This window comes from Pseudomonas paraglycinae, assembly GCF_021601625.1.
Taxonomy (GTDB): Bacteria; Pseudomonadota; Gammaproteobacteria; order Pseudomonadales; family Pseudomonadaceae; genus Aquipseudomonas; species Aquipseudomonas paraglycinae.
Genome location: NZ_BQHR01000010.1, coordinates 82,705 through 95,706 on the forward strand (window position 1 = coordinate 82,705; position 13,002 = coordinate 95,706).

11 protein-coding genes are annotated in these 13,002 nt (G+C 61.6%); 7 read left to right on the top strand and 4 right to left on the bottom strand.

Going from position 1 to position 13,002, the window contains the following annotated elements; translation table 11 throughout:
* Positions 1–85: 85 nt before the first annotated feature.
* Positions 86–2,959, bottom strand: a complete 2,874-nt coding sequence (locus tag L6D82_RS16385; protein ID WP_236190477.1) for a putative bifunctional diguanylate cyclase/phosphodiesterase — start codon at positions 2,957–2,959, stop codon at positions 86–88.
* A gap of 259 nt (positions 2,960–3,218) precedes the next feature.
* On the opposite strand from L6D82_RS16385, the gene uvrD reads away from it, so the two are divergent.
* From uvrD to L6D82_RS16405, 4 genes are all read left to right on the top strand, one after another.
* A complete protein-coding gene (gene uvrD / locus L6D82_RS16390) occupies positions 3,219–5,402 on the top strand; it encodes a DNA helicase II (RefSeq protein WP_007954248.1) in 2,184 nt (727 codons plus the stop codon).
* Positions 5,403–5,550: 148 nt separating this feature from the next.
* The gene (locus L6D82_RS16395) at positions 5,551–5,991 is read left to right on the top strand and encodes an EamA family transporter (protein ID WP_064379739.1); all 441 of its coding nucleotides are present in this window, start codon (positions 5,551–5,553) and stop codon (positions 5,989–5,991) included.
* A 175-nt stretch (positions 5,992–6,166) separates the two neighbouring features.
* Complete coding sequence (locus L6D82_RS16400; protein WP_085653924.1) at positions 6,167–7,045, top strand: Tim44 domain-containing protein; 879 nt, start codon at positions 6,167–6,169, stop codon at positions 7,043–7,045.
* Between the two features lie 138 nt (positions 7,046–7,183).
* On the top strand, positions 7,184–7,591 hold the full coding sequence (locus L6D82_RS16405; RefSeq protein WP_236190480.1) for an SMI1/KNR4 family protein: 408 nt from the start codon (positions 7,184–7,186) through the stop codon (positions 7,589–7,591).
* 21 nt (positions 7,592–7,612) lie between these two features.
* Here L6D82_RS16405 and L6D82_RS16410 read toward each other — a convergent pair whose 3' ends face one another.
* Entirely contained in the window at positions 7,613–9,376 is a 1,764-nt protein-coding gene (locus tag L6D82_RS16410; RefSeq protein WP_085686044.1) for a cation:proton antiporter, read from the bottom strand.
* A 282-nt stretch (positions 9,377–9,658) separates the two neighbouring features.
* Here L6D82_RS16410 and L6D82_RS16415 point away from each other — a divergent pair, with 282 nt between their 5' ends.
* Positions 9,659–10,141 carry an acyl-CoA thioesterase gene (locus tag L6D82_RS16415; protein WP_236190482.1) on the top strand — a complete coding sequence of 161 codons (483 nt, stop codon included), beginning with the start codon at positions 9,659–9,661 and terminating at the stop codon, positions 10,139–10,141.
* Positions 10,142–10,243: 102 nt separating this feature from the next.
* On the opposite strand, the gene pdxY is transcribed toward L6D82_RS16415, so the two are convergent.
* Positions 10,244–11,116 carry a pyridoxal kinase PdxY gene (gene pdxY, locus L6D82_RS16420; protein WP_129972447.1) on the bottom strand — a complete coding sequence of 291 codons (873 nt, stop codon included), beginning with the start codon at positions 11,114–11,116 and terminating at the stop codon, positions 10,244–10,246.
* Positions 11,117–11,233: 117 nt separating this feature from the next.
* Here pdxY and L6D82_RS16425 point away from each other — a divergent pair, with 117 nt between their 5' ends.
* The gene (locus L6D82_RS16425) at positions 11,234–11,647 is read left to right on the top strand and encodes a DUF3301 domain-containing protein (RefSeq protein ID WP_007954242.1); all 414 of its coding nucleotides are present in this window, start codon (positions 11,234–11,236) and stop codon (positions 11,645–11,647) included.
* A 1-nt stretch (position 11,648) separates the two neighbouring features.
* Here the strand turns inward: L6D82_RS16425 and L6D82_RS16430 are convergent, their stop codons facing one another.
* Positions 11,649–12,620, bottom strand: a complete 972-nt coding sequence (locus L6D82_RS16430) for a CobW-like GTP-binding protein (RefSeq protein WP_236190484.1) — start codon at positions 12,618–12,620, stop codon at positions 11,649–11,651.
* 25 nt (positions 12,621–12,645) lie between these two features.
* On the opposite strand from L6D82_RS16430, the gene L6D82_RS16435 reads away from it, so the two are divergent.
* Positions 12,646–13,002, top strand: coding sequence for an NADH:ubiquinone oxidoreductase (locus tag L6D82_RS16435; RefSeq protein WP_129972449.1), 357 nt, complete (start codon positions 12,646–12,648; stop codon positions 13,000–13,002).

Below are 13,002 nucleotides of genomic sequence, written 5' to 3' on the forward strand. Positions count from 1 at the left end.
GTTATACTACATGAATCGGCTTTTTGCCTGCTCAATGCGTAACTCGATCCCCCCGGATCAGGCGACATGCGCTGCATGTAGCCCTTTACAGCGGTTTTTCCTGTTCACGCAGCAACGCGGCAAGGCCGACCGCCTCCACCGGACGGCTGATCAGATAGCCCTGCACCTCGTCGCAACCTTCAGCTTTCAGAAACGCCAGCTGCTCGGATCGCTCGACACCTTCGGCGACAACTTTCAGTGACAGCCCGTGAGCCATCGCAATGATCGCCCGGGTGATCGCCGCGTCCTCGCTGCCCTCGCCCAACCCGCGAATAAAGGCCTGATCGATCTTCACGTAGTCCACCGGAATCCGCTTCAGATAGCTCAGCGATGAATAGCCGGTGCCGAAATCGTCGATCGCCAGTTTCACCCCCAGATCCCGCAACTGCTGGAACGTGGCGATGATGTGTTCGACGCTGTCGAGCAGCTGGCTTTCGGTCAGTTCCAGTTCGAGGTAGTGCGGTGCCAGGCCGGTTTCCTCCAGCACCTGACGCACCAGACTGACCAGTTTGCCCTGGCGCAGTTGATGCACCGACAGGTTCACCGAAACCCGGATCGGCGCCAGCCCCTGACGCTGCCATTCACACGCCTGCCAGCAGGCCTGACGCAGGACGAATTCGCCGATCGGCCCGATCAGCCCTGTTTCTTCGGCCAGACCGATGAAATCCCCCGGCGGTACCCGGCCCATGGTCGGGTGATCCCAGCGCACCAGCGCTTCCGCCGCGTTGAGACGCCCGGTCGCCAGGCACAGTTTCGGTTGATAGAAGACGTTGAGCTGCTTTTCCTCGATGGCTTTGCGCAGCTGGTTTTCCAGTTGCAGGCGCTCCAGCGTGCTGGCCTGCAGACTGTCGGTGTAGAACTGGAAGTTGTTGCCGCCCAGGTGCTTGGCATGTTGCATGGCCATATTCGACTGGCTGACCAGCGCGGAAATCTCCCGGGCGTTGTCCGGCAGCATGCTGATGCCCATCGAGGCGCTGACTACAAGCTCATGCCCTTCCACGGTCAACGGCAGGCGCAGCTTGCTCGACAGTCGCGTGGCGACCCGCGCCAGGCTCGACAGGTTGCCGTAGGCGTCGAACAGTACCGCGAACTCATCGCCGGACAGCCGGGCGATGGTGTCGGCTTCCGGCAGAGCATTGACCAGCCGCCGCGACATCTTTTGCAGCAACTGGTCGGCGATCTCATGACCGAGGCTGTCGTTGAGCAGCTTGAAGCGATCCAGATTGATATGCAGCAGCGCCAGACTCCGGCGCCCGCCCTGCCGCACGCGCTGATGGGCTTCGTGCAGGCGTTCGCGGAAAAGCGAGCGGTTGGCCAGACCCGTGAGTTCGTCGTAGTGGGTCAGGTAGCGCATGCGCTCTTCGGATTCGCGGCGCGCCGACAGATCGGCGAAGAAGCCGACGATATGACTGACATTTCCCCGACTGTCGCGCACGGCATTCAATTGCAGCCATTGCGGATACAGCTCGCCGTTCTTGCGGGTTTCCACCAATTCGCCCTGCCAACTGCCGTGCTGCTCCAGCGCGTGGCGGATCGCGACGTAGTGTCGACGGGCGTCGCGGCTGCACGGCAGTTCGACGACGTTGCGCCCGAGCATGTCGTCGATGTCATACCCGGTGACCCGGCTGAAGGCCTGGTTGATGGCGATCAGCGAATAATTCGGGTCGAGGATCACGATGCCTTCGCTGGCGGCCTCGAACACCGTCGCCGCCAGTTGTTGCTGGGCTTCCAGGCTTTTGCTGACGCTGATGTCGCGGCGGGTGCCGACCATGCGGATGACCCGCCCGTTCTCGTCGCGCTCCACCGCTCGCCCACGGTCTTCGATCCAGACCCAGTGGCCGTCGCCGTGGCGCACGCGGTATTCGATCTGATAATCCTCGGTGCGCCCCTTCAAGTGCTCAATCAGTGCTCGTTTGAGCGGTGGCACATCTTCCGGGTGCAGGCGTGGCCGCAGATGCCTGAGCAGCCCGGTGACGTATTCCGGGTCAATGCCAAACAGTTCCTGAATCTGTGTGTGGTGAACTTCGTCGGTCTGCAGGTTCCAGTCCCACAGCCCCAGCTCACTGGCTTTCAACGCCAGGGCCAGGCGCGCCTCGCTCTTGCTCAGGGCCTGGTTGGCGACGTCCAGTTCCCGGCTGCGCTGGGCGACTCGGTCCTCCAGTTCAACTTGGGCTTCACGCAACTTGCCCTCGGCGCAACGCCGATGTTCGATTTCCTTCGCCAGCTCCTGATTGAGCTGTTCGCTGCGAGTTTGTGTCTGTTGCAGGTGTTCGATCAGGTGCTGGTTCTGGAAGCGCCGCAGCAAACCGCGATCAATCAGCCGATTGACCTGCCACGCCACCACACTCAGCGAGCCGAGCAGGATCAGCCCGAGCCAGCCCCAGCCGCGCGCCAGTTCGTCACCGCCCCAGAACAGGTAGCCGATGGCCGGCAGCAGGCACGGCAAGGTAAAGGAAAGGAAGGCCGGAATGCTCACGGCGTAGGCCACGCTGGCCGACAGGGTCGCGGCACCGATCAGGCCGAACACCCAGGCTTGCTGCATGAAGTTGTCGGCCGGGACCAGGGCGATGCCGGCACCGGCCAGGGTCAGGCCGGTCATGGTCGAGCCGAGCAGGAACATCCGCCCCCAGATCGGCTGGGCCTGGCGATCGGGAATCGCCGAATCGAAGGCCGCGACCTGAATCACCCGCAACGCCACCAGCGACAGCAGCCACACCAGCCAGACGCTGACCACGAAGTAACGCTGCGGACTCCAGAGCAGACCGGCGCAGACCAGACCATTGATCAACATGAACAGGGTTGGCAACAGCGAACCCTGATAAAGAAGGCGCGTGCGCTCGACCGCCATCTGGGTGGCGTAATGCTTGCGGATTACCCTGGGTTCCACAGAGGGGCCCGACAGGTCGAAGCTGAGGGTCATAGGCAACGTTCTTGTTCTTATAAGTGTGAGCATGCGCCCGGAAACGTGGACGGAGCATACACAAGCCGAACCACTTGCCAAACTGCCCCAGATCATAATTTCACCGAAACTTTTCAGCCTCCCGACACCCGCAAAAGCCCCCAAGCGAGGCGGGCCAACGCCTGTAGCCGGTGACCGACCGGTCGTCATCGGCAGGACTTTCATCGGCTAATGCAAAGCTCGGTTTGCCCGGGCCTGCGGCGCACCCTAGAATGCCCCGATGCGCGATGATCTCTCCCTTCTGCTGAACTCCCTCAACGATGCCCAACGCCAGGCCGTAGCGGCTCCCGTTGGTCGTCAATTGGTCCTGGCCGGTGCCGGCTCCGGCAAAACCCGAGTGCTGGTGCACCGTATCGCCTGGTTGATCCAGGTCGAAAACGCCTCGCCCCACTCGATTCTGTCGGTGACCTTCACCAATAAAGCCGCTGCCGAGATGCGTCACCGCATCGAGCAATTGCTGGGCATCAACCCGGCCGGCATGTGGGTCGGTACCTTCCACGGCCTGGCGCACCGCCTGTTGCGGGCGCACTGGCAGGAAGCCGGGCTGAGCCAGACCTTTCAAATTCTCGACAGCGACGACCAGCAACGCTTGGTCAAGCGGGTGATCCGCGAGTTGGGACTGGACGAGCAACGCTGGCCGGCCCGTCAGGCCCAGTGGTTCATCAACGGGCAGAAAGACGAAGGTCTGCGTCCGCAACACATTCAAGCCAGCGGCGATCTGTTCCTGGCCACCATGCGCGGCATTTATGAAGCGTACGAGGCGGCGTGCCAGCGTGCCGGCGTCATCGATTTCTCCGAACTGCTGCTGCGCGCCCTCGACCTGTGGCGCGACCACCCGGGCCTGCTGGCGCACTACCAGAAGCGTTTCCGACATATTCTGGTGGACGAATTCCAGGACACCAACGCCGTGCAGTACGCCTGGTTGCGTCTGCTGGGCAAGGGTGGCGACAGCCTGATGGTGGTTGGCGACGACGACCAGTCGATCTACGGCTGGCGCGGCGCGAAAATCGAAAACATTCACCAGTATTCTTCGGACTTCCCGGATTCGGTGACCATCCGTCTGGAGCAGAACTACCGCTCCACGGCCGGCATTCTCAAGGCTGCCAACGCCCTGATCGCCAACAACACCGGGCGTCTCGGCAAAGAGTTGTGGACCGACGGCGGCGATGGCGAAGCGATCAATCTTTACGCCGCGTTCAACGAACATGATGAAGCACGCTACGTTGTCGAAACCATCGAAAGCGCGCTGAAAACCGGCCTGGCTCGCAGCGATATCGCGATTCTCTACCGCTCCAACGCCCAATCGCGCGTTCTGGAAGAAGCCTTGCTGCGTGAACGCATTCCGTACCGCATCTATGGCGGCCAGCGCTTCTTCGAGCGGGCGGAAATCAAGAACGCCATGGCTTACCTGCGTTTGCTGGAAGGTCGCGGCAACGATGCGGCCCTGGAGCGGGTGATCAACGTCCCGGCTCGCGGCATCGGCGAGAAAACCGTCGAAGCGATCCGCGACCATGCGCGCCACAGCGATGTGTCGATGTGGGAAGCCATGCGCCAGCTGGTGGCCAACAAAGGTCTGACCGGTCGCGCCGCCGGTGCGCTGGGCGCATTTATCGAACTGATCGAAAACCTCGCCGCCAAGTGCGCCGAGATGCCGTTGCACCTGATGACCCAGACCGTTATCGAGCAATCCGGACTGATCGCCTACCACGAAGCGGAAAAAGGCGAGAAAGGCCAGGCCCGGGTGGAAAACCTTGAGGAACTGGTCAGCGCCGCGCGCAACTTCGAGAACACCGAAGAAGACGAAGAGCTGACGCCGCTGGCGGCGTTCCTCGGTCACGCTTCGCTGGAGGCCGGCGACACCCAGGCCGACGAGCACGAAGACAGCATTCAGTTGATGACCCTGCACAGCGCCAAGGGCCTGGAATTCCCTTACGTGTTCCTGGTGGGCATGGAAGAAGGCCTGTTCCCGCACAAGATGAGCCTGGAAGAACCGGGGCGCCTTGAGGAGGAGCGGCGACTGGCCTATGTCGGCATTACCCGGGCGATGCAGAATCTGGTGATGACCTATGCTGAAACCCGACGCCTGTACGGCAGCGAAACCTACAACAAGGTGTCGCGTTTCGTACGGGAAGTACCGAAAGGCCTGATTCAGGAAGTGCGTCTGTCCAACAGCGTCAGCCGGCCGTTCGGCGGCAACCAGTCGATGGGCGGCAGCAACCTGTTCAGCGGCAGCGAGATTCCGGAAACCGGCCTGAGCCTTGGTCAGGCTGTCCGTCACTCGATCTTCGGCGACGGCGTGATCCTCAATTTCGAGGGCGCCGGCGCCCAGGCGCGGGTGCAGGTGAACTTCGCCGAAGGCAGCAAGTGGCTGATGCTCGGGTACGCGAAGCTGGAAGCCATTTAAGGGCAGCCCGTCGTTGCTCATCGTTCCCACGCTCTGCGTGGGAATGCATCCCGTGACGCTCTGCGTCAATGTGGACGCGGAGCGTCCATGGCGGCGTTACCACGCAGAGCGTGGGAACGATCGGACACGAACACTGGAGGCAACATCGATGGGCTCGGGCTTTTTTTCTTCCTGGACGTTCTGGGCCCTGCTCTCGGCTACTTTCGCCGCGCTGACGGCCATCTTCGCCAAGATCGGCATCGAAAACGTCAACTCCGACTTCGCCACCCTCCTGCGCACAATCGTCGTATTGGTGAGTCTGGCCTTGATTTTGTACGCCACGGGCCAATATCAGTCCTTGGGATCGATCTCCGCCAAGAGCTACCTGTTCCTGCTGTTGTCGGGCCTGGGCACCGGCGCTTCGTGGCTGTGCTACTTCCGGGCGTTGAAAGTCGGACCGGCATCGCTGGTCGCCCCGGTGGACAAGCTCAGCGTGGTCTTCGTGGCGGTGCTCGGTGTGATCCTGCTGGGCGAGAAACTCGACCTGCGCCAGTGGGGCGGCATCGGCCTGATCACCGCCGGTGTGGTGATGCTGGCCTTGCGGCGCTGATCCATTTCCTGCTGAACCTATCGCCTTTTCCTACAGACAAAAGTAAATGGCCTTATTGCCCCGACCGAGCTGAACGTAACCTGTCAGGCAAAAGCCCGAAACACTCTCTCGCTAGCCAGTAACACTTCAGCTGTGCAACATGGCGCGCGTGTCTCCACAAACGGGAATTCCCTTTATGAAACGTTTTCTTAGCATCGCCATGGCGTTGTGCATCGGCCTGACGATGAGCCTCGACGCCAACGCCAAGCGCTTTGGTGGTGGCAAAAGCGCCGGCGCTGCGCCGACGCACCAGACCAGCCAGATGGCTCCTTCTTCCCCAGGCATGGGCGGCGCTGCGGCGACCGCTGGTGCTGCCGGTGCCGCGGGCGCTGCGGCCAAGGCCGGCGGTGCTTCGAAATGGCTCGGCCCTCTGGCCGGCATCGCGGCCGGTGGCCTGCTCGCTTCCATGTTCATGGGCGGTGGCTTCGAAGGCATGCAGTTCTTCGACATCCTGATCATGGCCGTGATCGCGTTCGTGATCTTCCGCTTCATCGCCGCCCGTCGTCGCAAGCAGCAGGAGCAGTTCGCTCCGGCCGGCGCGCCGATGCAGCGTGAAGTGTTTGAACAGAAACCAGCAGCCATGGGTTCGATCTTCGGTGGTTCGGCCGCGCCTGCTGCCGCCCGTCCGGTGATCAACGCGCCGGCCTGGTTCAACGAACAGCGCTTCCTTGAAGCCGCCCGCAGCCACTTCCAGGCGCTGCAGCAGCACTGGGACGCCAACGAAATGGACAAGATCGCCGAGTTCGTGACTCCGCAAATGTTCGAGTTCCTCAAGCGCGAGCGTGCGGAACTGGGTGATGCGTTCCAGTCCACCTACATCGACAATCTCCAGGTGCAACTGGATGGCGTGGATGACCGTGCGGACAAGACCATTGCCACGCTGACCTTCAGCGGCGTGTCGAAGACTTCGCGTTTCGACCAGCAGGGCGAAGTGTTCAGCGAAAGCTGGAACATGGAACGTCCACAGGGCGACAACCAGCCTTGGCTGGTCGCCGGTATCCGCCAGAACGGCTGATCACCTCCGACGTTTTACCCGCAGTAATGAAAACCCCGGCCTCGGCCGGGGTTTTCTATTTCGCGGTTGCATCTATAGCGAGCTACTGTATAAACCGCCCCATATAAACCGCGCCATTCAAGCAAGAGGATCCCGGACGTGGAAGAAATCATCGAACAACTGCGCGAAGCCAACGAACCCGTACCGGTTCCCCTGGAGTTGCCCGACGAAGACCAGTTGGTGGAAATCGAAGAAGAGCTCTTCATCAACATCCCGTTCGTCTTCAAAGAGTTTCTGCTGACCGTCAGCGACGTGGTTTACGGCAGCCTGGAGCCGGCGACCGTCACCGACCCGCAATCCCACACCTACCTGCCGGACGTTGCCGCCAACGCCTGGGATGCCGGCGTGCCGCGCGACCTGATTCCGATCTGCCAGGACGGTGATGACTACTACTGCGTCGAAGAAGACGGCACCGTGGTGCTGTGGTCGGGCGAAGAAGAACTGATCACCGAAGAGTCCTGGGAATCGGTCTGGCACTGGGCTCGGGACGTCTGGTTGGAAAGCTGAAACGCCCCTCCCCATGGGTGGTCAGTGCCCCGACGGCTCCTTGTGGTTGTCGAGGGTTTCCAGCAAGGCCACCTGCATCCGCGTGTGCACCCGGATGAACCAGCGCCAGAGCAGCGCCGCCACGGCGGCCGCGACCACGGCGATCAGCACCAGCAACTTGTTGGTCGGCAAGATACTGGCCGACAAGGCTGCCAACAGCAGGAAAATCACCAGCAGCGAGATGATCGGGATCACTTCGGCGATCACCCGGCGCACTCGCTGCGTGTGACGCCCGGCCATTTCCGGCTTCACGCCCATCTCCGCCAGCAGCATCGACAGCGCCTTGAGCTTGCGATAGGCCGCGATCAGGAACGGCAACGACACCAGCAACGCCCCGCCCCAGATCAACGCCTTCTGCCAGCTAGGATCGCTGATCCAGTCCTGCATCCAGATCGAGAGGCGTCCGGCAAAGAAAGCGCCAGCAAAGAAAATCGCGATCACCAGCGCCAGATTGACCCCGACCTGCAGCAGGATCCGCCGGATCATCGACGCCAGCATCGCGCCCTCACCCTGCGGCTGAATGCTGCGCAGCCATTCGCCGTACATTCCGAACACTCGACCGAGGCGCTGCGGCATCGCGGCGGACAGCTTGATCGACAGCGGATCGGCAGCCCGGATCAGGTACGGCGTCAGCAACGTGGTAATCACCGAAACCGCCACGGCCACCGGATACAGGAAGTTGCTGGTGACCTGCAGGGTCATCCCCAGCGCCGCGATGATGAAAGAAAATTCGCCAATCTGCGAAAGCCCCATCCCGACCCGCAGTGAGGTGCGTCCGTCATTCCCCGCGATAAACGCCCCGAGGCCGCAGGACAGCATCTTGCCCAGCACCACGGCCACAGTGATCACCGCAATCGGCCACGCGTATTGCAGAAGGATCATCGGATCGAGCATCAGGCCGATGGCGACGAAGAAGATCGCACTGAACAGGTCGCGTACCGGCTCGATCAGTCGCTCGATTTTCAGCAGTTGCCGCGACTCGGCCATGATCGCGCCGATCAGGAACGCCCCGAGCACCATGCTGTACTCGAGTTTGACCACCAGCAGGCAGAAGCCGAAGCACAGCCCGAGCACGGTGATCAGCAGCATCTCGTTGCTTTCGAATTTCGCCACGTAGGCCAACAGTCGCGGCACCAGCAGAATGCCGATTACCAGCGCGACGATCATGAACAGCGAGAGCTTGCCGACCGTGGAAAACACTTCGCCGGAGCTCACCGTGCCGCTGACCGCGATGCTCGACAGCAAGGCGATGATGCCGATGCCGAGAATGTCCTCGACGATCAGCACGCCGAAGATCAACTGCGCGAAGCGCTCGTTTTTCATCTTCAGGTCGTTGAGCGCCTTGACGATGATGGTGGTCGAGGAAATCGCCAGGATCGCGCCGAGGAACAGCGAATCCATGGTGTTCCAGTCGAACCAGCGGCCGATTTCGTAGCCGATCCAGATCATCAGGACAATTTCGAGGAACGCCGCGATGAAGGCCGTCGCGCCGACCTTGAACAGCTTGCGCAGGCTGAACTCCAGGCCCAGGCAGAACATTAGGAAAATCACCCCCAGCTCGGCGAGGGTCTTGATGGTTTCTTCGTCGTGGATCAGGCCGAATGGCGGTGTGTGCGGGCCGATGATGAAACCGGCGACGATGTAGCCGAGTACTACCGGCTGCTTGAAGCGGTGGAACAGCACGGTCACCACACCTGCGACCAACATGATCACCGCCAGATCCTGAATAAAGCTGATGGCATGCATGGTGTGGGCTCCTTGAATGACGAGGCTCACGCAGGCATGGGAAATGTCTGGGCGAGCTGAGTAAAAATCCGCTTTGGGTGTAGGAGTCGCCCTTGGGAAGGCGCTTTTGCAGGGTAACACCGCGACTTCCGGCTGAAAGGCGGTGCAATATATGGAAACAGATCGATTCGGGCGTGACGGCGGCCAGTTGCCTGGCGTCCCGATAACGGTGCTTTTGAAAAGCGACCAGGCACCCGCAGAGGTGTTTCTTCCAGCAACCCTGCCTTGACCCGTGAGAACGTTATGGAACCCGGAAACGCCCAGCTGTCGATGACGGTACTGATGACCCCCGACATGGCCAACTTCTCTGGCAATGTCCATGGCGGCACCCTGCTCAAATACCTCGACGAAGTGGCCTACGCCTGCGCCAGCCGTTATGCCGGCCGCTACGTGGTGACCCTGTCGGTGGATCAGGTGATTTTCCGCGAGCCGATCCATGTCGGCGAACTGGTGACCTTCCTGGCGTCGGTCAACTACACCGGCAACACCTCGATGGAAGTCGGCATCAAAGTGGTGACCGAGAACATCCGCGAGCGCTCGGTACGCCACACCAACAGCTGCTTCTTCACCATGGTCGCGGTAGACGATCAGCGCAAACCCGCCGCCGTACCGCCGCTGCAACCACAGAACAGCGAAGACAACCGCCGCTACATGCAGGCGCAACAACGCCGGCAGATCCGTCAGGAGCTGGAAAAGCGCTATCAGGAAATCAAGGGCGACGCCTGAGATTTTAGCGATCTGACGACCGCTATCGCGAGCAGGCTCGCTCCCACAGGTGATGTTTTATCCGTGGGAGCAAGCCTGCTCGCGATTGAAGCCGACGCGGTATCAGAGGCTGATCGGCGTGGCTTCGAACTTCACCCGCGGATGCGCAATCCGGTCTTGCGCCCGCACCAGTTGCAGTTCGTAACTGGCGCAGGCCTGGGTTTCCAGCAGCACTTCATGCACCGCTGCTGCGGTGAATTCAAACGCCGCCACCAGGCTATCCCCGAGCAGCACGCGCGCCAGAAACAGTCCGGACGTCAGATCGCCCACTCCCACCGGCTGACGCGGAAACGCCAGCAGCGGACGCCGCAGATGCCAGCTGCCCTCGGCGGTCACCAGCAACATTTCAAAGCCATCCGCCGGTTTGCCCGGATAATCCAGATGTTTGACCAGCACCGCTTTCGGCCCACGAGCCAGCAGCGCCCGCGCCATCGCCAGGCAATCGAACAGCGACTGCGGTTTGCGTCCGGAGAAGCTGTCCAGCTCCAACTGGTTCGGGCACATGAAGTCCGCAACGGCAGCGGCTTCTTCCAGCAGGAAATCACTGACTTCAGCAGGAACGCTGCAGCCCTTTTCCGGATGCCCCATCACCGGGTCGCACAGATAAAGGGCTTTCGGGTTGGCCGCCTTGATCCGCTCGATGCCACTGAGAATCGCCCGCCCCTGCGCCGCACTGCCGAGATAGCCGGACAGCACGGCGTCGCAATTGCCCAGCTCACCGATCGCGGCGATGCCTTCGACCAGTTCGGGGATCCGCTGCGGCGCCAGCACTTCGCCGGCCCACTGGCCGTACTGTGTGTGGTTGGAGAACTGCACCGTATTGAGCGGCCAGACATTTACCCCGACCCGCTGCATCGGAAAAACCGCAGCGCTGTTGCCGGCGTGGCCGAACACCACATGGGACTGGATGGCGAGCAGATGAGGCGTACGTTTCATTCGGGTTTTTCCGTAAAACGATTGAAATTCAAGCCGCGCAGTATGCGACGAAACGCAGCCTGTACGACAGACCGGCGACGCAGTTAAGCTGACGCCATCATTTGGAGTTTCGTGTTGATGCTCACCCTGGAAAACATTTTCGTGCTGATGCTGTTCGCCGTCGCCGGTGCGTGGCTCTGGCACAACCACGGCTTGCGCGAGCGGGCGCTGGAGCGGGTCAAACAGCATTGCGTGAATGTCGGCGTCGAGTTGCTCGACGGTAACGTGGCACTGAAGAAGATCGGCCTGATCAAGGACGCCAGCGGTCGGCGACGTCTGGCCCGGGTCTACAATTTCGAATTTACCGTGACCGGCGAAACCCGACACAACGGCACCATCACTCAATTCGGCGCGCACAGCGCGCAGATTGAACTGGCGCCCTACCCGGCACCATTTGATGACACGCCGCCCGTAGTGGAAGTGACCAAGCCGCGTGGTGAAGTGATCGAGCTGAGCCAGTGGCGTCAGGAACACACCAAGTGGAAGCCTTGAATCAGCCCGTCTGAAGCCGACACCAGGCCAGCCCAGCCTGTAATTCACTGACTGCCTGCGGTTCGTCGAAAATCAGCTCGATCCGGGAATCCTTGCGCCATTCACTGGGCACCCAACTGAGCTCGGCATTGTCCAGCGCATTGGCTGACTGCCAGCCTTCCGGGCTCTGAATCACCAGTTTGGCCCGGCGCCAGTCCAGGCTTTTCAGCCATCGGGTTATCCCCGACACGTCGAACACCTGGCTCGGATGCCAGCGCCAACCGATGCTCCAACCACTCTCCTGCGCCTGGCTCAGGCAGATCGGCAATGCCGGATCGCTCCAGATGGCCGGCATCTGCGCCAGCCCTTGGGGGACGATCAACTTATCCACACCTGCTTGCGCCTGCACCTCCAGACCTGGCAACTCGCTCAGCGGCAACATCGCCTGCTGCGTCCAGATCAATCGTACAGACGGCAACTGTCTGGTGATTAGTTCACGCGAGGGCTCGTCGAGGCTTTCTGCTTTGTTCAACAGCAGCAAGCCTGCGCTGGACAAGGTTTCCTGCTGCGCGTCCGGCAGCGGTTTGCCCGCGACGAGGGCCTGGGCGTCCAGCACCAGCACGCAAGGTTGTACGGCGAGAACGCCTTGCCACGGTGCCTCGTTCAGCTGCTTCAGCAACTGCGCCGGATGCCCGAGCCCCGAGGGCTCGATGAACAGGCGATCCGGCCGCGCTTTGCGCAACAAACGCCCCAGGCCAATCTGGAACGGCGCACCGTTCACGCAACACAAACAGCCCCCGGCCACTTCGCCCAGTGCGATACCATCGGCGTCGCGGGTCAACAGCGCAGCGTCGAGCCCGATCTGGCCGAACTCGTTGATCAGCACCGCCCAGCGCTCGCCCGCCGGTCGCTGGGCCATGAGATGGCGGATCAGGCTGGTCTTGCCCGCGCCCAAGGGGCCGGCGATGACGTGGGTGGGAATGTTCTGCAACATGATCAAGGTTTTCTGGAGGTCGAAGATGCGGTGGATGGGATGGTGGTTGCTGCTGACGCTGGTGTCGGGCAAGGCGTTGGCCCAGGCCTGCGTGGTGCACAGTCAGGCGGAGCGGCTCGACGTGAAAGTCTGCCAGCAGAACCGCAACATCCCGGAAAAACTGTTCAACGACGGCTTCTGCCAGCCGACCCTGGCCGGGCAGAAAGTCGAGGTTCAATACGTCGGCCAGTGCCCCGCCGGCGCATTCGGCGTGTGCAGCAACGCGCAAGTCGCCAATATGCCTTATCGCCAGGATATCCACTATTACGGCGTGGCCACCGATGCGGCGTATTTGCAGCCCTATTGCGAGGCCCAGGGCCAGGGGAAATGGCTCAAGCCCTGA

Coding starts and splice junctions, on each gene's coding strand:
- L6D82_RS16385 (WP_236190477.1), bottom strand. CDS start 2,959: ATGACCCTCAGCTTCGACCTGTCGGGCCCCTCTGTGGAACCCAGGGTA.
- uvrD (WP_007954248.1), top strand. CDS start 3,219: ATGCGCGATGATCTCTCCCTTCTGCTGAACTCCCTCAACGATGCCCAA.
- L6D82_RS16395 (WP_064379739.1), top strand. CDS start 5,551: ATGGGCTCGGGCTTTTTTTCTTCCTGGACGTTCTGGGCCCTGCTCTCG.
- L6D82_RS16400 (WP_085653924.1), top strand. CDS start 6,167: ATGAAACGTTTTCTTAGCATCGCCATGGCGTTGTGCATCGGCCTGACG.
- L6D82_RS16410 (WP_085686044.1), bottom strand. CDS start 9,376: ATGCATGCCATCAGCTTTATTCAGGATCTGGCGGTGATCATGTTGGTC.
- L6D82_RS16415 (WP_236190482.1), top strand. CDS start 9,659: ATGGAACCCGGAAACGCCCAGCTGTCGATGACGGTACTGATGACCCCC.
- pdxY (WP_129972447.1), bottom strand. CDS start 11,116: ATGAAACGTACGCCTCATCTGCTCGCCATCCAGTCCCATGTGGTGTTC.
- L6D82_RS16425 (WP_007954242.1), top strand. CDS start 11,234: ATGCTCACCCTGGAAAACATTTTCGTGCTGATGCTGTTCGCCGTCGCC.
- L6D82_RS16430 (WP_236190484.1), bottom strand. CDS start 12,620: ATGTTGCAGAACATTCCCACCCACGTCATCGCCGGCCCCTTGGGCGCG.
- L6D82_RS16435 (WP_129972449.1), top strand. CDS start 12,646: ATGCGGTGGATGGGATGGTGGTTGCTGCTGACGCTGGTGTCGGGCAAG.